The sequence below is a fragment of the Paenimyroides baculatum genome (assembly GCF_008629655.1).
In the GTDB taxonomy this organism is placed as follows: domain Bacteria; phylum Bacteroidota; class Bacteroidia; order Flavobacteriales; family Flavobacteriaceae; genus Flavobacterium; species Flavobacterium baculatum.
Map to the genome: position 1 here is coordinate 83,862 of NZ_VWSG01000004.1, position 19,586 is coordinate 103,447.

The 19,586-nt window shown below is 33.8% G+C and carries 20 protein-coding genes; 8 read left to right on the plus strand and 12 right to left on the minus strand.

The genetic code is table 11. The features are described from left to right. Positions 1 to 4: 4 nt before the first annotated feature. Together F0460_RS06860 and F0460_RS06865 are read left to right on the plus strand one after the other, a co-directional pair. Complete coding sequence (locus tag F0460_RS06860) at positions 5 to 526, plus strand: YceI family protein (protein WP_150011578.1); 522 nt, start codon at positions 5 to 7, stop codon at positions 524 to 526. Between the two features lie 121 nt (positions 527 to 647). Further along, the gene (locus tag F0460_RS06865; RefSeq protein ID WP_223810781.1) at positions 648 to 2,771 is read left to right on the plus strand and encodes a M3 family metallopeptidase; all 2,124 of its coding nucleotides are present in this window, start codon (positions 648 to 650) and stop codon (positions 2,769 to 2,771) included. Between the two features lie 51 nt (positions 2,772 to 2,822). Here the strand turns inward: F0460_RS06865 and F0460_RS06870 are convergent, their stop codons facing one another. The 3 genes from F0460_RS06870 to F0460_RS06880 all read right to left on the minus strand — a co-directional run bounded on the left by F0460_RS06870 (position 2,823) and on the right by F0460_RS06880 (position 4,601). Continuing rightward, positions 2,823 to 3,170: an FEKKY domain-containing protein gene (locus F0460_RS06870; protein ID WP_150011582.1), complete on the minus strand. Its 348-nt coding sequence runs from the start codon at positions 3,168 to 3,170 to the stop codon at positions 2,823 to 2,825. Between the two features lie 15 nt (positions 3,171 to 3,185). Beyond that, positions 3,186 to 3,419, minus strand: a complete 234-nt coding sequence (locus F0460_RS06875) for a hypothetical protein (protein WP_150011584.1) — start codon at positions 3,417 to 3,419, stop codon at positions 3,186 to 3,188. 258 nt (positions 3,420 to 3,677) lie between these two features. Beyond that, a complete protein-coding gene (locus F0460_RS06880; RefSeq protein WP_150011586.1) occupies positions 3,678 to 4,601 on the minus strand; it encodes a pseudouridine synthase in 924 nt (307 codons plus the stop codon). Between the two features lie 71 nt (positions 4,602 to 4,672). Here F0460_RS06880 and F0460_RS06885 point away from each other — a divergent pair, with 71 nt between their 5' ends. Together F0460_RS06885 and F0460_RS06890 are read left to right on the plus strand one after the other, a co-directional pair. Beyond that, positions 4,673 to 5,146 carry a hypothetical protein gene (locus F0460_RS06885; protein ID WP_150011588.1) on the plus strand — a complete coding sequence of 158 codons (474 nt, stop codon included), beginning with the start codon at positions 4,673 to 4,675 and terminating at the stop codon, positions 5,144 to 5,146. 55 nt (positions 5,147 to 5,201) lie between these two features. Next, the gene (locus tag F0460_RS06890; RefSeq protein WP_150011590.1) at positions 5,202 to 5,573 is read left to right on the plus strand and encodes a hypothetical protein; all 372 of its coding nucleotides are present in this window, start codon (positions 5,202 to 5,204) and stop codon (positions 5,571 to 5,573) included. On the opposite strand, the gene F0460_RS06895 is transcribed toward F0460_RS06890, so the two are convergent. The 3 genes from F0460_RS06895 to F0460_RS06905 form a co-directional block, all read right to left on the minus strand. Continuing rightward, positions 5,564 to 6,490: a geranylgeranylglycerol-phosphate geranylgeranyltransferase gene (locus tag F0460_RS06895; RefSeq protein ID WP_150011592.1), complete on the minus strand. Its 927-nt coding sequence runs from the start codon at positions 6,488 to 6,490 to the stop codon at positions 5,564 to 5,566. The two genes, F0460_RS06890 and F0460_RS06895, sit on opposite strands and share 10 nt — an antisense overlap. A gap of 3 nt (positions 6,491 to 6,493) precedes the next feature. After that, the gene (locus F0460_RS06900; protein ID WP_150011594.1) at positions 6,494 to 7,432 is read right to left on the minus strand and encodes a mevalonate kinase family protein; all 939 of its coding nucleotides are present in this window, start codon (positions 7,430 to 7,432) and stop codon (positions 6,494 to 6,496) included. 117 nt (positions 7,433 to 7,549) lie between these two features. Next, positions 7,550 to 7,927, minus strand: coding sequence for a group III truncated hemoglobin (locus F0460_RS06905; protein WP_150011596.1), 378 nt, complete (start codon positions 7,925 to 7,927; stop codon positions 7,550 to 7,552). Positions 7,928 to 8,047: 120 nt separating this feature from the next. Here F0460_RS06905 and azu point away from each other — a divergent pair, with 120 nt between their 5' ends. Further along, positions 8,048 to 8,560, plus strand: coding sequence for an azurin (azu, locus tag F0460_RS06910; RefSeq protein ID WP_150011598.1), 513 nt, complete (start codon positions 8,048 to 8,050; stop codon positions 8,558 to 8,560). Between the two features lie 56 nt (positions 8,561 to 8,616). On the opposite strand, the gene F0460_RS06915 is transcribed toward azu, so the two are convergent. From F0460_RS06915 to F0460_RS06930, 4 genes are read right to left on the minus strand one after another with little or no spacing between them, the layout of a single operon-like run. Then, positions 8,617 to 9,204, minus strand: a complete 588-nt coding sequence (locus tag F0460_RS06915) for a Crp/Fnr family transcriptional regulator (RefSeq protein WP_150011600.1) — start codon at positions 9,202 to 9,204, stop codon at positions 8,617 to 8,619. A gap of 12 nt (positions 9,205 to 9,216) precedes the next feature. After that, positions 9,217 to 9,561 carry a cysteine-rich CWC family protein gene (locus F0460_RS06920; RefSeq protein WP_150011602.1) on the minus strand — a complete coding sequence of 115 codons (345 nt, stop codon included), beginning with the start codon at positions 9,559 to 9,561 and terminating at the stop codon, positions 9,217 to 9,219. A 15-nt stretch (positions 9,562 to 9,576) separates the two neighbouring features. Then, on the minus strand, positions 9,577 to 10,659 hold the full coding sequence (locus F0460_RS06925; RefSeq protein ID WP_150011604.1) for a diphosphomevalonate/mevalonate 3,5-bisphosphate decarboxylase family protein: 1,083 nt from the start codon (positions 10,657 to 10,659) through the stop codon (positions 9,577 to 9,579). Positions 10,660 to 10,662: 3 nt separating this feature from the next. Beyond that, positions 10,663 to 11,883 carry a BaiN/RdsA family NAD(P)/FAD-dependent oxidoreductase gene (locus F0460_RS06930; protein ID WP_150011606.1) on the minus strand — a complete coding sequence of 407 codons (1,221 nt, stop codon included), beginning with the start codon at positions 11,881 to 11,883 and terminating at the stop codon, positions 10,663 to 10,665. Positions 11,884 to 12,041: 158 nt separating this feature from the next. Here F0460_RS06930 and F0460_RS06935 point away from each other — a divergent pair, with 158 nt between their 5' ends. Beyond that, complete coding sequence (locus F0460_RS06935; RefSeq protein WP_150011608.1) at positions 12,042 to 12,572, plus strand: hypothetical protein; 531 nt, start codon at positions 12,042 to 12,044, stop codon at positions 12,570 to 12,572. 66 nt (positions 12,573 to 12,638) lie between these two features. Here the strand turns inward: F0460_RS06935 and F0460_RS06940 are convergent, their stop codons facing one another. Next, complete coding sequence (locus F0460_RS06940) at positions 12,639 to 13,541, minus strand: GYDIA family GHMP kinase (RefSeq protein ID WP_317132140.1); 903 nt, start codon at positions 13,539 to 13,541, stop codon at positions 12,639 to 12,641. 2 nt (positions 13,542 to 13,543) lie between these two features. After that, positions 13,544 to 14,860 (minus strand): hydroxymethylglutaryl-CoA reductase, degradative, encoded by a 1,317-nt coding sequence (locus F0460_RS06945; protein ID WP_150011612.1) that lies wholly within the window; start codon positions 14,858 to 14,860, stop codon positions 13,544 to 13,546. A gap of 940 nt (positions 14,861 to 15,800) precedes the next feature. Here F0460_RS06945 and F0460_RS06950 point away from each other — a divergent pair. Further along, entirely contained in the window at positions 15,801 to 17,972 is a 2,172-nt protein-coding gene (locus tag F0460_RS06950; RefSeq protein ID WP_150011614.1) for a S9 family peptidase, read from the plus strand. 54 nt (positions 17,973 to 18,026) lie between these two features. Further along, positions 18,027 to 19,517 carry a peptide MFS transporter gene (locus F0460_RS06955; protein ID WP_150011616.1) on the plus strand — a complete coding sequence of 497 codons (1,491 nt, stop codon included), beginning with the start codon at positions 18,027 to 18,029 and terminating at the stop codon, positions 19,515 to 19,517. Positions 19,518 to 19,586 lie beyond the last annotated feature (69 nt).

Sequence of the window (19,586 nt, forward strand, 5' to 3'; positions counted from 1 at the left end):
TAATATGAAAAAATGGACAATTGACCCAACACACAGCGAAGTTGGTTTTAAGGTAAAACACATGATGTTTACCAACGTTAAAGGATTATTCAACGATTATTCGGCTGATATCGATTTTAACGATGATTTAAAAGAGGCTAATTTACAGTTTGAAGCAAAAATCAATTCGATTTTCACAAACAATGCAGACAGAGATAATCACTTAAAAAGTGCCGATTTCTTTGATGCAGAGCAATTTCCTACTTTAAATTTTAAATCTACAAACATTCAAGGAAACGGAAGCGACTACGAAATCACTGGAGATTTAACAATAAAAGGCATCACAAAACCGGTTACTTTAAATGCAGAATTCAGTGGTTTAATGACCGATCCTTGGGGAAATACCAAAGTAGGTTTAAACCTAGACGGTAAAATTAACCGTAAAGATTTTGGCTTAACTTACAACGCTGCGTTAGAAACCGGTGGTGTTTTAGTAGGCGAAGATGTTAAGTTAAACGCAGAAATTCAGCTTGTTGAACAAAAATAAAAGAGTTCGTTATTAATTGTTTTTTGTAAAGTACAATCTTTCAACAGATTGTACTTTTTTTATGCCGATAGTTTTAGTAAATTGCAGCAAAACATAAGTAATGAATCGTAAAACAATCATTATGCTGTGCTTATTAGTTGGCGCAGCTGCACAACAATCGTGTAATAAAAAGGAAAATACCGTAATGACATCAGGACAAGATAACCCTTTAATCGCCGAATGGAACACTCCGTTTGAAGTTCCTCCGTTCGATAAAATACAAAACAGTCACTTTAAACCCGCTATTTTAGAAGGAATTAAAGACCACCAAAAAGACATTCAGGCAATTGTTGACAACAAAGAACAACCATCGTTTGAAAACGTGATCGCAGCGATTGATAATTCGGGCGAAACATTAAGCAAAGTTACCACCGTACTTTACAATTTAACAAGCGCGAATACAAATGACGAGTTGCAGAAACTGTCACAAGAAATGGCTCCTACCCTTTCAGAGCACAATGATAACATCTATTTAAACGATGCTCTTTTTCAAAAAGTAAAAACCGTTTACAATCAATATCAAATCACAAAACCAGAAACATTAAAATTAAGTGCCGAACAACAAATGTTGTTAGATGAAACCTACAAACGTTTTGTTCGCAGTGGTGCAAATCTTTCGGCAGAAAATAAAGACAAGCTAAAAAAACTGAATAGCGAATTATCGGTTTTATCATTAAAATACGGCGATAATTTATTAAACGAAACTAATAATTACGAATTGGTTATCGATAAAAAAGAAAATTTGGCAGGTTTACCAGCTGAATTAATCGAAGCCGCAGCCGAAGAAGCGAAGGCAAAAAATAAAGAAGGTAAGTATGTTTTCACCTTAAGTAATTCAAGCGTAATGCCGTTTTTGCAGTATGCCGATAATCGCGAACTGCGTAAAACAATCTGGAATGCTTATCAGGTTCGTGGAAATCAAAACAACGGAAACGACAATAAAGAGAATGTCCTTAAAATTGCCAATTTTCGTATGCAGAAAGCACAGTTGTTGGGTTATAAAAACCACGCAGAATATGTGTTAGAAGAAAGTATGGCAAAAAATCCGGAAGCTGTGAATACGTTGCTGATGAAATTATGGACACCGGCTGTAAATAAGGCAAAACAAGAAGCCACAGACATACAGGCTTTAATGCGTAAAGAAGGAATTAATGAAGATGTTGCGCCTGCAGATTGGCGTTATTACGCAGAGAAAATTCGTAAAGAGCGTTACAATTTAGACGAACAGGAATTAAAACCTTATTTAAGTTTAGAAAATGTTCGCAAAGGAATTTTCGATGTAACCAACAAATTGTGGGGATTAACTTATAAAGAGTTGACAAACGTTCCTAAATATCATGCCGATGTTACGGTTTGGGAAGTTTTCGATGCCAACAAAAAAACATTGGGATTACTTTATATGGATATGCATCCGCGCGAATCAAAACGTGGTGGTGCCTGGATGACATCGTACCGCGACCAGCAAATGGAAAACGGTAAACGTAAAAATCCGGTAATTTCTATCGTTTGTAACTTCACAAAACCAACAGCAACTACTCCGTCTTTATTAACTTTTGACGAAACAACAACGTTTTTCCATGAATTTGGTCATGCGTTACACGGATTATTATCAAATGTGAATTACAGAAGTTTGGCAGGAACAAATGTTCCAAGAGATTTTGTTGAACTTCCATCGCAAATTATGGAAAACTGGGCTGCCGAACCTGAAGTGTTGAAAATGTATGCAAAACATTACAAAACGGGCGAAGTTATTCCTGATGCGTTAATCGAAAAAATGAAAAAAGCCGGAACTTTTGATCAAGGTTTTGCTACCACAGAATATTTGGCGGCATCGTTTTTAGATATGAAATACCACACAGCGACCGAAGAAATTAAAGACGATGTAAATACGTTTGAAATCAATGCAATGAAAGAAGCAGGTTTGATCGATGCAATTATTCCACGTTATAGAAGTACGTATTTCAGTCACATTTTTGCAGGTGGATATTCAGCAGGATATTACAGCTACATTTGGAGTGCCGTTTTAGATACCGATGCGTTTGAAGCATTTAAAACAGCGGGCTTGTTCAATTCTGAAAAAGCACTGATGTTCCGTAAATATGTTTTAGAAAAAGGCGGAACAGAAGATCCAGCAGAATTATACAGAAAATTCCGTGGTGCTGACCCGAAAATTGAACCGTTGTTGAAAAAACGCGGATTAAACTAATAAACAAAAAGCTCGATTTTAAAATCGAGCTTTTTTATTCTTTAAAGTTATTTATTGTTCCATATCAACACCAACTAAAGTACAAGGAAGTTCATCCATCCAAACTTTACCGTATTGCTCTGTTAAAACATCAGCCAATTTTTTATTATTTGTTCTGGCTTTACCGAATAAAGAAACATCAACAGCACAACTTTCAAATTTAATATCAACGTTATACTTTTCTTTAAACTTAATAAATTCTTCTGCGTTACTTTGATCGATAATACTAAAAACAATAAAGCTTGCTAATGCTTTTGGTTTAGAAACTTCGATATTTTCCTCCGTTACATGCTGTTCTTGACTTTGACCATAACTTAACTGTAAAGTCAGTAAAGCAATCATTAAAACATATTTGTTCATAAGGTTAATTTTATATTAAATAGGTATAATACATATATTCGAAAAACTTCCATTGTAACTATCTGGCTCTTTTGAATTTTTATCAAATGTTCCGTAAATATTTGCTTTTATTTTATTACAGCTACTTTTTAGAAAATCAGCCTCTTCATTAGTTAAAAATAATTTATAAATTTGAACTTTCAACCCCTTTAAATAATTTTGATATTCATTCTCATTTTTAAACAGAATAACTTTTGAATCATCAATCACTAAAAAACCTTCTAGATTAATATGTTTTCCTTGGTATTTTTTAGGTGATTTTAATATCTTTTTAAAATTGGTATTTACTAAATCTTTAGTTAAAAAGTGTTCATATTTACCATTATGTATATGATAAGGTTTTTAGCTCTTGTGCCTTTATAGACAAGCAACTAAAGAATGTGAATATTATAAAAATATACTTTTTCATAAGGTTATAATTTTCTGCAATATAACAAAAAAGCGTTTCAAAATTGAAACGCTTTTTTACTATTTTAAATTCTTTAAGTTAATCACTTCTTGTTCTGTAAGAAAGCGCCACTGTCCGCGAGCAATTCCCCATTTAGTTAAACCGGCATACATAACACGGTCTAACTTTATAACGTTGTAGTCTAGCTTTTCAAAAATAGCGCGAACCACCTTTACGTTCGATGTTTTCAGCTTCACGCCTACTTCACTTTTTGGCTGGTTTTCCACATACGAAATTTCTTCAATCCAAACCTTATGTTCATTGATATAAACTCCGGTTTGTACCTTTTCTAAATCTTCGTACTTTAAGTTTTTATCTAACGAAACATGATATAGTTTTGATGAATGTTGTGCAGTGTTGGTGAATTTCTGAATCATTTCGTTATCGTTTGTAAACAACAACAAACCAACTGTACTTTTATCCATTCTACCTACAGGACGTAATATCGATGTTGATGCATTTCGAACCAAATCATATGCACTTGACACATTTTCATCGTCGGCTGTAGAAAAACCTTTAGGCTTGTTCAATAAAACATAAACCTTTTTTTCAGGATTCAACAAAACACCGTCAAAAACTACTTTATCGCCCGGTTTTACTTTGTAACCCATTTCTGTAATCGCTTCACCGTTCACGGTAACGTTTCCAGACTGAATGTACAAATCGGCATCGCGACGTGAACACACACCTGAATTAGACACATATTTATTTAATCGAATATCTTCGCTTTTTAAAACTGCAGGTTTTGCTGCTGATGGTGATGATGACGCAGGTTTATCATTAGTCCACTTCTTAAACGGCTTATCGTCTTTTTTATATGGTTTGCTGAATTTTGAACCCGATACAGATTTGTCACCTGTTTTGTTTTTGTCAGACGAACCTTTTTTTGTAAAAGATGATTTTTTATTATTTCTATTGCCGCTGTTTCCGCCTTGCTTATTCATTATCAAAAATTTTTACAAAGATAAGAGAATATTTAGCATCTTTACCATAAGTTTTAAATTGTAAATATGTTATGAGAAACAAATGGATCATTCTTATTTTAATTCAGGCAGTAATTAGTTTGGTTGCCGGAATTCTGCTATCTAAAATGTCGTTAATCGGTCGTATTGGCGTATCAACCGTTTATACCGAATATGGTTTTATGAAACACTGGTACAAAGGTTTTGCGGCGGTTTTTATTGTTCAGTTACTGCTAATTGCCATTTTATGGGCTGTTAAACGTACAACAACGTATAAAAACTTTAGTCTGGTAAACCTAATTTTTGTAATCATTGGGTTAATTGGGTTGTTGTACACCTTTTACGATTTTACCTCAACAAGTCATAAATACATGAACAGTCAGTTTCATGCAGGCGGATATTTATTCTGGGCAGGCTGGTTTGTTACGTGTTTATTTTTCTTTTTTGCTCGTGTAAAACCAAAACCGATAATTGTGCCTCCAATAAATCATACAACAAACACGACTGACACAACAACTAATTTATAATTTCAAGATACTATTTTTTGTAGAACATTCGTTAGTAATTAAAAACAAGCGTTTTATGAAAAATAGTATTTCTTTCTTATCGAATTTAGTAGAATATCTGCTAATCATCGCCGTATTATTCTATTGGCACGGGACTTCCAACTTATTAAATCCGATTGCAATTGGATTGTTAGTTGTTTTAATTTTTCAGATAATTTTTAAAAATAAGATTATTGGAATAATAATACCGTCTGTGTTGATGCTATTATCAATGTATATGATTTTAGCGCTTTTGTCTGAAGTAAATGAATTTGAAAGTTTTAACAGCGATGCACAAAGGTTATTATTTATAGGACTTGCCTATTTTCTTGGAACGATTCTAATTTCGTTTTTAATGATATGGAAATATTTGTTAAGATCAAGCAACAAAACACTTGCTTATAAATAAGGAATTACCAGATTTTTTCCGTTGATGATTACATTTGGATCAATCAATATAATTGAAAGAACTCCGAAAAGAATAATCAGTTTTAAAAGAATATGCAGTTTTTTATATTCCATTTGTGTTGATGCCTGATATAAGAATATTAAAAACGCCAGCAACAATCCGCTGCTTATATAAAAGTAATATTGCATGTAACCTACTTTGTAGTACGCAATTAAAGCAAATGCAGGCAGTAAGGTTAACAACACCAAAAAAGTAATTAAACTTTTAGAAACATTACTGCCAAAACGTACCGGAATTGTTTGATAATTATTGGCAAAATCGCCTTTTAAATTTTCCAAATCTTTAACCGATTCTCTAATAAAAAGTATAAGATACAGATAAAATCCGTGTGCGAAAATTCCCCAACTAAAATTTTGAAAGTGCATTAAAATTCCAAAAAATGGAAGCAAAACCAATACCGATGCCGTTATATTTCCAACAATAGGAAAACGTTTTAACTTGTGCGAATAAAACCAAAGCAGAAAAATATACACCGCATAAAAAAACGCAGCACGCCACGAAACCAGCCAGGCAATAGCCACACTTAAAAAATTGAGAAAGAAATACACCCGAAACTGCGTTTCTTTACTTATTTTCTTGTCAAGGTTCGATTTATACGGTCGGTTTATAAGATCTTTCTCGGTATCATAAAAGTTATTGATGATGTAACCCGATGCAATTGCCAGCGAACTGCTAAAGATTATCAAAAACAAACCGCCATCGGTTAAAACACTAATGGCTCTCGATTGAGAGCCAAAAATAAAGATTGCCGAAAGATATTGTGCCAACACCACAACGGCGATATTGTATCCACGAACTACCGAAAAGAAACTGAGAAATTTTAATAAAGTTCTTTTAAGTTGTCGTGTTTGTGTCATTTTTTAAAATCTGTAAACCAATTCTAATTTGTAATCTTTCAACGCTTCTTTTGCTTTGTTGTAGTCTGGGGCAAAACCTAAAATGTAGCCTCCACCGCCCGATCCGCACAATTTTAAATAGTAATCGTTGCTATCGATTCCCTGCTGCCAAACGTTATGGAACTTTTCGGGAATCATTGGTTTAAAATGACTTAATGCTATTTTAGAAAGTTCTTTTGTATTAGTATAAAGCGTTTTAAAATCGCCTTTTAAGAAATTTTCAACTGCGGCATCGGTATATTTAGCAAACTGCGATTTCATCATATTGCGGAAGCCTTCGTTCTTTAAATTATCCATAAAAATATTGACCATTGGTGCGGTTTCGCCAACCATTTCAGAATCAAGCAAGAAAACAGCTCCTGCGCCTTCTTCTTTTTGCGACGGAATTCCCGTTGGTTCGATATGATCTTTTGAATTGATCAAAATTGGCAGGCTTAAATAGCTGTTCAATGGATCCAAACCTGAAGATGTTCCGTGAAAAAACGATTCCATTCTACCGAAAATCTTTTTCAAGGTCAACAGTTTTTCACGATTTAAATTCTCTAAAACCGTAATTTTTTCCGAAGCATATTTATCATAAATCGCAGCAACCAAAGCACCACTGCTTCCCACACCGTATCCTTGCGGAATGCTTGAATCAAAGTACATACCCGCTTCAATATCTTTATTTAACGCATCTATATCAAACTGAACCAATTCGAGTTCGTTCAACGTTAACTGATTTAAATAAGAAGCAAATGCTTTTAAACTTTGGTTAGATTTCAATGCAATTTCACTCGGATTGTCATCAATTTTTAATGCACCGTTGTAAAAATTATACGGAATTGCCAAGCCTTTAGAATCTTTAATGATTCCGTATTCGCCGAATAGCAAGATTTTCGAGTAAAATAACGGTCCTTTCATATCGTTTTATTTTGTATAACAAATGTAGTTAATTTTTTAATACAAAAGTGCTGTTTGTTAAATATTTCAATTGCTCAAAAACGCCTTTCAACCGACTGATTATCAAATAAAAAAACTTTAAAGCGACAATAACTTATACATTAAATTACCAGCAATGTTGGCTGCACTGTACTTTATGTTTTCGGCATTTTCGCCTTCAAAAAGTTCATCGACCGTTTCTTTAAAAATAACAAGCCAATGATTAAAATGTGTTTCGCTTAAGGCACTTTTCTCATGAAGCTGCCTGTGAACCAACATAGGATTTCCTTTAAACGAACCTTTTGCAAAGAGAACAACTTCCCATAAATCGTACATTTTAGGTAAATGAACCTGCCAGTTTGTTTTGGCTACATCGTTAAACAAATATCCTAAAATGGCATCTTGCTTCACTTTATCATAAAAAATATTGACCAATAATTCGATATCTGCACGCGATAAAATATCTTTCTTTTCCATTGTATCTCTTTAAATATTCAATCAAAATTGCATCATTAAAAATTGATCGTTTATGATTAAAGTCATATACCACTAATTTTGTATCCTTTATCTTTACATAAGAATTTTAAAACACAAAACATGAAAAAATTTATAAAACATTTAGCATTATTGTCAATTGTTGTTTTGGCTGCATCTTGTAATAAAAAAGAAACACCAGCTACAACAAATCCTACAACTACAGAAACAGAACAAACTACTGCCGCACCGGCAAGTGACGCTTTTACTGTTGAATTAGAAAGTAACGATGCCATGCAGTTTAACAATACCGAAATTAAAGTTCCTGTAGGTAAAACGGTTGCTTTAACGTTGAAACATACCGGTAAAATGGCGAAAGAAGTTATGGGACACAATTTTGTTTTACTGAATAAAGGTGTTGATTTTACTGCTTTTGCCGAAAAAGCTGCGGCTGCTAAAGACAACAACCATATTCCTGCCGATGCCGGAAAAGATATTATTGCACATACCGGTTTAATTGGTGGTGGAGAATCGGCAACGGTTGAATTTACTATTACAGAAGCTGGTACTTACGACTTTCTATGTTCTTTCCCTGGGCATTCTGCAATTATGAAAGGAAAATTAATTGCAGAATAAATTTTAGAAAACACTTGAATAACAAAGGGATCGACAATTTGCGATACCTTTATTTATTAATAGTAAATTTTCTGACTTTTAATTTCTACGATATTGTTCTTTTTTATTTTTCCCAACGCGCGAATGACTGTTTCAACTCGCAAACCTGTAAAATTCGCAATTTCTTGTCGGGTTAAATCAATGTGTTCTTTTTCGGTTGATTTCTTGTAAGAATCTAAAAAAGATTGTACCCTGAATTCTGCTTTTTGATTGATGATGTCTTTTGAAGAAGTTGCTTTTGTATAGATACGGCACGCCATAAGATTTAGAAATTCTTTCTGAATGTTTGGAAATCTATCCAATATTTTCAGGAATTTATCTTTTGACAGTTTGATGATTTCCGATTTTTGAAAGATCATTGCCGATGCCGGATATTTTTCGTTCATAAACAAAGGCGGTTCGCCAAAACTTTGTCCGTTTGAAAAATATCCTTGCGTAAATTCCTTTCCATCGTCGTTTGTATTATACATTTTTACGCTGCCATAAACCACCTGATAATAAAACGCAGCTTCGTCACCTTCATGAAAAAGCACCTTCCCTTTTTCGTACTCGTTACAAACAGCACCAAAAGACAAAAGCAGATCGATAGAAAGTTGTGGTTTCATTTTATCAGATAATTATTTATGAATTCCGTAAACACAATGACGGCAACCGTTTTTACAACAGCGTCCTTTTAAAAAATGATAGGTTTCGGTAAAAACAAAAAAGCCATTTTCCATGTAAAAATGCACTCCTTCAACCATTTCAGTTGGTCGTTTTGGAAACTTGTTGGTCAATGAAAACTTTGTAAGCTCATCGAACTTTTTTAAACAATCGTTACACAAACAATCGTGCTGTGTTTTTTTATACAAAAACGCAACGGTCTCATCTAAAAGTTCCACTTTCTGGCAATCGCAATTTGCAATGTCATTCGCATTGCAAATCATTGGTTTGTGGCAGTGTGTACAGTTTTGTTTCTGCATTTTAAAGTCGATTTTTCATGATAAATCTTCAGCACCCAAGCCCATTTCATCATGTATAAACTGATTGTTCTGACAGTATTTTGCTAATTCATTCGCAATAAATTTCTGAACTTCTTCTTTATATTTATTCGGATACAACACATGTACATTTGCTCCGGCATCTAACGTAAAACAAACCGGAACGTTGGTTATTTCTCTGAACTTCCAGATTTGATTGATGATTTCCAAAGTATTTGGTTTCATTAAAATAAAATACGGCATCGATGTCATCATCATGGAATGCAGTGTTAATGCTTCGCTTTCTACCAATGCAATAAATTCGGTTAAATTGCCCGATTTTAAAATAGCTTTCAACTTTGAAATATTTTGATGTGCCTGCTGAAAACGACGCTCTGCAAACGGATGATTATGCATTAATTCATGACCAACCGTGCTAGAAACCTGTTTTTCGCCTTTATCAACCAATAAAATAGTATCTTGATAATTTTCGAAAACCGAGTTTACTTCGTACGGAAATTCAACTCCGAACAAATCAGAACTATCTTCGACACTTTCTGTTTCGCCCCAAACTACAATGTTTCCTTTGATGCTTCTACATGCACTTCCCGATCCTAAACGAGCCAGTAATGATGCTTTTTGCAGGTAATAATCTTCGGTTTCGCTAGGATTTACCAACTTTTCTAACGCAATGATATTTGCAGACAAAGCCGCCATTCCCGAAGCCGATGAAGCAATTCCGGAACTGTGCGGAAACGTATTTTTAGTATCTATTGTAAAATGATAATCCAAAATATACGGACACAATTCCTGAATTCGTTCAAAATATTTCTGAATTTTTGGTCGAAATGATTCTTTAGGCTGACCTTCAAACAGTAAATCGAACGAAATATTTTTTTCTGTTTTTGGTTCGTATTGCAAAGTTGTAACCGTTTTACAATTGTTCAGCGTAAAACTCAACGACGGATTTGCTGGAATCTGGTTCTCTTTTTTGCCCCAATATTTTACCAAAGCTATATTACTGGGTGCCGAAAATGTAAACGAACCTTTGTTGTTTATTTTTGAGTAATTATTGGTTTTGAATGTATCTAAAGTTGTCATAATTTAATATTTTGCTGCAATGGCATTCGCTGCCAGAAAACCTGTTGTCCAAGCATTTTGAAAATTAAAGCCTCCGGTAATGGCATCGATATTTAAAATTTCGCCGGTAAAATACAAATTATCGTGCAATTTGCTTTCCATTGTTTTAAAATTCACTTCTTTTAAATCAATTCCGCCGGCAGTTACAAATTCGTCTTTAAAAGTACTTTTCCCGTTCACGTTAAATTCACTTTGCGTTAACTGTTCTGCCAGATTTACCAACTGTTTTTTAGAAACATCTGCCCATGTTAAATCTTCCGTTATTATAGATGCTTTAACGAGTTGCTGCCACAAACGGTGCGTAAGATTGTACAACGGATGCTTTATAATTGTTTTTTTAGAATGTTGCTGTTTTTGCTGCATTAATTCTTCTAAAACCTCATCGAAAACAAAATCGTTTGTCCAATTGACTATTACCTGAAAATGATAATTCTTATCGAACAATTCACGTGCACCCCAAGCCGAAAGTCTTAAAATTGCCGGGCCGCTCATTCCCCAATGCGTTATTAATAAAGGTCCGTTTGCTTTTAGATTGGATCCTTTCACTTTTAACGAAACCATTTCGGTTGAAACGCCCATTAAATCTTTAATTCGATCGTCTTTAATATTGAAGGTAAATAACGAAGGAACCGGATTTATAATTGAATGATCCGCGGTTTTTAGCAAATCCCAGATTTTAACGTTGCTGCCGGTTGCCATAACCAGCTGTTTTGCCTGATAAGTATCTTTAGAAGTTTCGATCTTCCAAAAATCGTCTTCTTTAGAAAGTTGCTGAGTAATGGTTTGTTTTATGATTTTAATGTTGAAGTTTTCTGCTTCGTTCAAAAAACAATCGATAATGGTTTGGGAATTATCCGATTCCGGAAAAACTCGTCCGTCTTCTTCAATCTTTAATGCAACATCGCGTTCGCTGAACCATTCCATAACATCGCCCGTACAAAACGTATGAAAAGGACCTTTGAGTTCTTTTTCGCCCCGAGGATAAAATTTCGCTAAAACATTAGGTATAAAACAGGCGTGGGTTACATTACAACGACCACCACCCGAAATTTTGACTTTAGAAAGTACTTCGTTACTTCGTTCTAAAATTGCAATTCGCAAATCCGGATTTTGTTCAGCCAGATTAATTGCGGTAAAAAAGCCCGAGGCACCACCACCTACAACAATAACATCAAAATTGTGCATAAATTTCTACAATAATTTTCTACAAAATGTGGATTCTAATAACATGAAAAGTTCTAATTGCAACTAAATCTTAATTTTACTTGTTTGGAACGATTTATGCTTATAAATTTGTATCTTACAAAGATAATGAATCATATTCCCTATAGATGAAATTTATTATGAAATATAAAAGTTTAATTTTTCTTATTGCCGTTTTAAGTATTGTATCGTGTAAAACATCTAAAAAAAACACGGTAAAAGACGACGGTAAAAACGAAAAAGACAAGAAAGAACTGGTTAGAAAAGACAAAGAAGAAGTTTTTTATACCGAACAGATTAAAAACGATTTTAGATCTGTTACAGAAAGTGCACAGATCAAATTTTTAGAATCGTACAGTGCTACAGATAAAGAATATTCTATTTTATTTTTTACGCAAGGATTTACCGGTGAAGAAGTTGTAGTTAAAAACGACAAAAGCACTCTTTACAAAGGAATGGTTTTAACCAATAAAAAGACCGGTTTGGCTAAAAACATGCGTATTGTTAACACCGAAGTTACCAGTATTTACGATAAAGCTACCAAGAAAACAATTTACATTAATACAGACAAGGCGCGCAAACACAAGTTTATTTATGTAATGAAAGGCAATGTTAATGAAGACAAACCTTATAAAATTACATTTAGCGATAAGTTGCGTCCGGAAAAATAACAACCTATCTAATACCTTTTTTTACAACAAACAACTGAAAAAGACATCATTTATTGGTGTCTTTTTTTATAAAATCATATCATTGTAAGGAATAATAATGTTGTATCCTTTGTCTTTAAAATATTCTGTAGGATTATGTTCTGATGCAACCATAACAAAATCACCGCCCCAGCCACCAAGGCTTTTTACCAATCCGTTAAAATCTGGAAACAGTTCTTTTTGAATGGTTGGTGTTTCTAAAATTTCGCCCAGATTTTGTTCATATGTTTTAAAAAAAGCTATAAATGTTTCCAAATCTTGAATGTGCAACAGCTCATCTGTCATTTGTGTAACCTGCTTTATTTCCTCTGATAAATTCTTTTGTTTTTTTCTGAAATTTGCAATAGCATCTTTACTGTCACGCTTTATGTTCAGATACACAAAATAGATTTGATCTTTAAACGTTGGATTGAAATTGACCTGCTCAAAAACAGGTTCATTATTTACAACCTGATACGTTACAGGTGCGTTGTTTTGTGCACAAGCAATATCGAAACCACTTCCTCCAAACGATTTTTGCAGTAATTTAAAAGCATCAATCTGAAACCATTGCGCAATATTGTTTATTAAGGTAGATGATGTTCCCAATCCCCAATTTCGTGGAAATGTCAATTTGGTTTCAACCAAAAATCCGTTATTTTCTAATATGGAAGGATTCATTAAATGTGCATGATGCAGAATATCAATAAGCGTGTTTCGAACTTTATCATCACTTGACTGATTGTTTGATATAATATCACTAACAGCAATTTCATCATTATACCAAACAGATCCATCGGCATCGTAACTTTTCCAGCTTAAGGTTTTCGTTTTTAAAGGAAAAACATTTAAATATTGTCCGAATTTTGTAGGCAACGCAAAAACCTTTGCGCCTTCTAACACATAGTATTCACCTAAAATAAACAGTTTGCCGTTGCTGTAAAATTCCATAATTATTTACGTAAACCTTCAATAAAATCGACAACTGCACTGTGCGAAACCGTTTTTTCTGCGAAATGCTGTAAAACCGTCACTTTTTCATCTGCCGATGCATTAAACTGATTCAAAATATTCATTAAGTGCATTTTCATGTGTCCTTTCTGAATACCTGTGGTTGTCAACGATTTTATGGCTGCAAAATTTTGCGCCAATCCGGCAACTGCAATAATCTTCATTAAATTATCGGCTTTTGGTTTTTCTAATAACTTCATCGCGAATTTTACCATCGGATGCAGATTTGTTAATCCGCCAACAGTTCCCAATGCCAACGGAAGATTCATCCAAAAACGGAATTCGTCACCTACAATTTCAGCATGCGAAAGCGATGTGTATTTTCCATCTTTTGCAGCAAAAGCGTGCACACCGGCTTCAATCGCCCTGAAATCGTTTCCAGTTGCCAAAACCACCGCATCTACCCCATTCATAATTCCTTTATTGTGGGTTACGGCACGATACGTTTCTATTTCGGCAATGCGAACCGCCTGAACAAACTTCTCAGCAAATTCCTGAGGATTTTCTATTTCTTTTGATTTTAAATCGGCTATTTTGCAAGAAACTTCTGCACGAACCAAACAATTTGGAACGTAGTTCGATAAGATCGACATTACAATTTGTAACGATTCCTTTTCTTCGGTAGTAAACAAATCAAAATTAGATACTTCTTCACGCAAAACATTCGCAAATTCTTCTAAACACGAGTTAATAAAATTAGCGCCCATGCTGTCTTTTGTATCAAACGTAGCGTGTAGTTGATAGTAATTTTCAAGCTCGGCAGTTTTATCTTTCAACACAATAGAAAGAATTCCGCCGCCGCGTTTTTCCATGTTTCGGGTAATGTTTGAAGTACGCGATCTGAAAACAGGTTGCAATTTTTCTATAAACTGCACCAGATTCTGCTTTGATCCGCCAAACATAAAATGTACGTTTCCAATCTTTTCGGTAGATAAAACCGTTGCCTTGAAACCACCACGTTTACTCCAGAATTTAGACGCGTTTGATGCCGCCGCAACTACCGAACTTTCTTCAATAACCATTGGCACCGTGTAGGTTTTGCCGTTAATTACAAAGTTGGGTGCAATACCCATTGGGAGGTAAAAATTGGTAATGGTGTTTTCTATAAACTCATCGTGCAGTTTTTGCAGTTCTTCGTTGCTATTCCAGTACGATTTCAACAACTGAACCACAGTTTGGTCGTTCTTAAAGTAGGTTTCAACCAGCCAGTTTATTTTTTGTTCTTTTGTAAGTTTAGAAAAACCATTAACAATATTCATGCGGATTTTTTTTGCAAAGATACGTTTTTTTGGTTTTGGGTTTTATGTTTTGATTTACTACGAATGCATTGATTTATTTTGATACTAAGATGTAAAATACTCGATGAAACATGTATTTTACGCATCCGCCTCTTAAGTTTATTAGTTAGCTGAGGTTCTAGAATGCTATATAAAGGTTACAACCCCAACCGACTATTTATTTAACCTAAATGAAGGTGTTTTTTCTAGTTTGTGGGTATGCTTTTAAAGATTGATGAAAGGAGATGATTGTTTCATTTGTGTTTGAGATAGGTTTACTCATAATTTTAATTATTAATATAACCTTCATATAAAAGAATATATTAGTACTTACTTTTCAATGCTGAAATTTATTTGTCCTACTAAAAAAATTCTTTTAATGAGTTTAAACAAATTCTACGAAAATAACAAAGCTATAATTCACATTTCCCAGGCTGTAATATTTTTATTTTAATTTTCTTTGTTTTTAGAGTTGGAGACGATAATGAAAACCTAAAAAAATCGCATGAATATAATGTAAATGAACATTTTAATAGTATTATTATTGAAAAAGGATTAGATGCATCTAATAGAAATACACCATATTACGTTTTGAATAATAAATCTAAAAGTCATATTGACAGTTTACTTTATGTAAAAATTGATATTGGTGATACACTTCGTAAAAATAGTGGACAATCTATTTTAAAAATCATAAAGAAAGATACCGTCATCTTCTTTGACTATCAAACTATTTATAATTATTATGATAGCATTTATAAACTTGATTGATACTAATGAAATATAAAAACATAAATGAGCTACTTGTGTTTTTATATTTACAAATTTTCGAAAAAAACCTATATTAACTATCAAATTCCTTTTTATATTCAAAACTCAAAAAAAAGAAGTAATTTGCCCTTTTTAATTTTCAGCTTTATTTATGAAGAAAATTTTACTGCTGTCAACACTTATTGCAGCACCAATCACTACTATACAGGCGCAACAACAGATAGAAGTTGCCCAAATTTGGAACGGAACTTTTAGAACCAACCAACTAAACGCTTTAAATACGCTACATACCAAAAACCAATACAGCGTTTTAGATTATAACCGAAACACTAAAACCTTTACTATTGATGCGTTTGATTTTACTACCTTAGAAAAGGTTCAAACGTTATTTTCTACTGCCGATTTTCCTGAAATCAAAGAAATTTCTGATTATTCTATCAATAAAACCGACGATAAAATTTTAATCGCAACCAACAGCAATCCTATTTACCGTCATTCGTTTACATCGGTTTATTATTTGTTCGATATCGCTTCAAAATCGCTTATAAAAATCAGCGAGAATGCCATTCAGGAGCCTTTGTTGAACAAAAACGGATCGAAAATAGCTTACGCGTTTGAAAACAATTTGTATGTTTTTGATGTTGCTACTAAAAAAACGACGCAGATTACCAAAGACGGGAAGAAAAATGCCATTATAAACGGTATTACAGACTGGGTTTACGAGGAAGAATTTGCGTTCGTACGCGCTTTTGATTGGAATGCCGATGGTACAAAACTGGCATATATTAAGTTTGATGAAAGCGATGTCCCTGTTTTTTCAATGGATATTTACGGCGAAGATTTGTATCCGCAGCAACAGGTTTTCAAATACCCTAAAGCGGGCGAAAACAATTCAAAAGTGAGCTTGCATTTGTATGATGTTTCAAAAGCATCAACTCAAAACGTAGCTTTAAATGCCGAAACAGCTTACTACATTCCACGAATAAAATTCACCAACAACTCCAATGTTTTAAGTGTACAAACACAAAACCGTCATCAAAATCAGTTGAATTTGTTGTTTGTTGATTCTAATTCTGGCAAAACTTCAACCATTCTTACCGAAAAAGACAAAGCATATGTAGATGTGACCGATAATTTGACCTTTTTAAACGACAACAGTTTTATATGGACAAGCGAAAAAGACGGTTACAACCATATTTATCATTATAATAACGACGGATCTTTAAAAAAACAGGTAACTACCGGAAATTGGGAGGTTACAAATTATTATGGTTACAATAAAAGCAACGAAACCATTTATTATCAGTCGGTTGAAAATGGTTCTACAAAGCGCGATGTGTACAGCATTCAGTTAAACGGATCGAGTAAAAAACAGTTATCGGCACAAAGCGGAACCAACAGCGCAACTTTCAGTCCCGATTTTAAGTATTTCATCAATAATCATTCGTCAAGTACCAAAGCGCCGTCTTATTCGCTTGTTGATGCATCGACCGGAAAAAACGTCAAAGAAATTTTAAATAATTCGGCTTTAGAAGACAAGTTGAAAAAGTTTGATCTGCCTAAAAAAGAATTTACCACTTTTAAAAATGAGGTTGGAAACGATTTAAACGGATACATTATAAAGCCTAAAAATTTCGATGCTAAAAAGAAATATCCGGTGTTGTTGTATCAATATTCAGGTCCGGGATCGCAGGAAGTTGCCGATTCTTGGAACGATTCTAACGATTACTGGCACATGATGTTATCTCAAAAAGGATACATAATTGTGTGTGTTGATGGTCGTGGAACCGGTTTTAAAGGTGCCGATTTTAAAAAGGTAACGCAGAAAGAATTAGGAAAATTCGAAGTTCAAGATCAGATTTTCGTTGCAAAACAATTAGCGAAAGAATCGTTTGTTGATGCAAACAGAATTGGAATCTGGGGTTGGAGTTTCGGCGGATTTATGAGCAGCAATGCACTTTTTCAAGGAAACGATGTGTTTAAAACCGCTATTGCAGTTGCTCCGGTAACATCGTGGCGTTTTTACGATTCGGTTTACACAGAACGTTTTATGACGACTCCGCAGGAAAATGCTTCGGGTTACGATAACAATTCGCCAATTACACATGCCGATAAATTAAAAGGAAACTTTTTACTGATTCACGGTACGGCAGACGATAATGTGCATGTTCAAAATGCCATGCTTTTAATCAACAAGCTGGTTTCATTGAACAAGAATTTCGACTGGTTAATTTATCCTGATAAAAACCACGGAATTTACGGCGGTAAAACACGCGAACAATTATATACAAAAATGACCGATTACATTTTAGAGAAATTGTAATATTTTATTACATTTGACTTCTTAACAACTTTTTAAGAAATAACTATTTCAAATATGACAACAACTGAAGATCAACAGTTAGAAGCAATACATAATTTTGAGGGTAAATATCCTAAGCAATTATGGTATCTTTTTATGGTAGAAATGTGGGAACGTTTCTGTTTTTACGGTATGCGCGGTGTATTAGCCATTTTTATGGTTGATGTTTTACTGCTTTCGGGTAAAGATGCCAATTTAAAATACGGTGCAATACAAGCCTTTGTCTATGCCTTTACTTTTATTGGAGGTATTTTTGCAGATAAAATTTTAGGATTTAAAAAATCATTGTTTTTCGGAGGAATTGTAATGATTACAGGAAACATATTAATTGGTTTAAATCCACACGATTTCTTTTATTACGGAATTACCTTAAGTATTATAGGAACCGGATTTTTTAAACCGAACATTTCTTCTATGGTAGGTGAATTATACCGTGAAGGAGATCCAAGACGTGATGCCGGTTTTAGTTTATTTTATTCGGGAATTAACATTGGTGCCTTATTAGGTGGTGCTTTGTGTGTGTATTTAGGAAAATCGGTTGGTTGGAATTATGCATTTTTCGCTGCAGCAGTAGCAATGTTTATAGGAATCATTTTATTTTTAGCAACTAAAAAATCTTTAGGTCCAATTGGAAACTCCCCTTTAGAACACATGCCTGCTAAAAAAAGAAGCACAAGAGAAATAGCCGTTTATGTAGGTGCAGCTTTAAGTATTCCTTTAATCCACGCTATGATTGTAGATACGCAGTACACCGATTATTTCATGTATTCTATTGGTCCGGTTGCCTTAATTTACTTTTTCTACGAAGTATCGCGAATGGAATCGTCGGCAGCTAAAAAGAAAATGTTTGCTGCCTTATTATTTATAGCTTTTTCAATTATTTTCTTTGCTTTTTTTGAACAAAGTGGTGGATCATTATCATTATTTGCAAAAGACAATTTAACAGATAAGTTATTGTTTTTCACTATTGATCCAAATATTGTAAACAACATATCAAATGCATTCTTTGTAATTCTTTTTGCTCCGTTAGTAGGTTTAATCTGGGTTGCGTTAAGCAAAAAAAGATTAGAGCCAAACACCGTTGTTAAATTTGGCATGGGCTTTTTATTTTTAGCAGGATCATTTTTTATTCTTTATTCAACAAAATTCTTCGCTGGTCCAGACGGAATCACTTCATTAAACATATTTACATCTGCCTATTTAATAATGACATTAGGCGAATTGTGTTTATCGCCAATCGGTTTATCAATTATGACAAAATTATCACCTAATCGTTTGGTTGGTATGATGATGGGATTGTGGTTTTTAGCATCTGCTTACGGGCAATACGCAGCAGGTTTATTAGGTGCAAATATGTCGTCACCAAATGCAAACGCATCAAATTTAGAAAAATTAAATCTGTACACAGAAGGATATTATCAATTGGCAATTTACGCATTGATTGCAGGAGTTGTGTTAATAGCAATTTCGCCAATTATTAGAAAGCTAATGCAGGAAGTTAAATAATTTTTAACCCACTATATTTTAAAGCGACTATTTTAGTCGCTTTTTTTGTGCATCATTTTAAATATTTTG

Coding starts and splice junctions, on each gene's coding strand:
- F0460_RS06860 (WP_150011578.1), top strand. CDS start 5: ATGAAAAAATGGACAATTGACCCAACACACAGCGAAGTTGGTTTTAAG.
- F0460_RS06865 (WP_223810781.1), top strand. CDS start 648: ATGCTGTGCTTATTAGTTGGCGCAGCTGCACAACAATCGTGTAATAAA.
- F0460_RS06870 (WP_150011582.1), bottom strand. CDS start 3,170: ATGAACAAATATGTTTTAATGATTGCTTTACTGACTTTACAGTTAAGT.
- F0460_RS06880 (WP_150011586.1), bottom strand. CDS start 4,601: ATGAATAAGCAAGGCGGAAACAGCGGCAATAGAAATAATAAAAAATCA.
- F0460_RS06885 (WP_150011588.1), top strand. CDS start 4,673: ATGAGAAACAAATGGATCATTCTTATTTTAATTCAGGCAGTAATTAGT.
- F0460_RS06890 (WP_150011590.1), top strand. CDS start 5,202: ATGAAAAATAGTATTTCTTTCTTATCGAATTTAGTAGAATATCTGCTA.
- F0460_RS06895 (WP_150011592.1), bottom strand. CDS start 6,490: ATGACACAAACACGACAACTTAAAAGAACTTTATTAAAATTTCTCAGT.
- F0460_RS06900 (WP_150011594.1), bottom strand. CDS start 7,432: ATGAAAGGACCGTTATTTTACTCGAAAATCTTGCTATTCGGCGAATAC.
- F0460_RS06905 (WP_150011596.1), bottom strand. CDS start 7,927: ATGGAAAAGAAAGATATTTTATCGCGTGCAGATATCGAATTATTGGTC.
- azu (WP_150011598.1), top strand. CDS start 8,048: ATGAAAAAATTTATAAAACATTTAGCATTATTGTCAATTGTTGTTTTG.
- F0460_RS06915 (WP_150011600.1), bottom strand. CDS start 9,204: ATGAAACCACAACTTTCTATCGATCTGCTTTTGTCTTTTGGTGCTGTT.
- F0460_RS06920 (WP_150011602.1), bottom strand. CDS start 9,561: ATGCAGAAACAAAACTGTACACACTGCCACAAACCAATGATTTGCAAT.
- F0460_RS06925 (WP_150011604.1), bottom strand. CDS start 10,659: ATGACAACTTTAGATACATTCAAAACCAATAATTACTCAAAAATAAAC.
- F0460_RS06930 (WP_150011606.1), bottom strand. CDS start 11,883: ATGCACAATTTTGATGTTATTGTTGTAGGTGGTGGTGCCTCGGGCTTT.
- F0460_RS06935 (WP_150011608.1), top strand. CDS start 12,042: ATGAAATATAAAAGTTTAATTTTTCTTATTGCCGTTTTAAGTATTGTA.
- F0460_RS06940 (WP_317132140.1), bottom strand. CDS start 13,541: ATGGAATTTTACAGCAACGGCAAACTGTTTATTTTAGGTGAATACTAT.
- F0460_RS06945 (WP_150011612.1), bottom strand. CDS start 14,860: ATGAATATTGTTAATGGTTTTTCTAAACTTACAAAAGAACAAAAAATA.
- F0460_RS06950 (WP_150011614.1), top strand. CDS start 15,801: ATGAAGAAAATTTTACTGCTGTCAACACTTATTGCAGCACCAATCACT.
- F0460_RS06955 (WP_150011616.1), top strand. CDS start 18,027: ATGACAACAACTGAAGATCAACAGTTAGAAGCAATACATAATTTTGAG.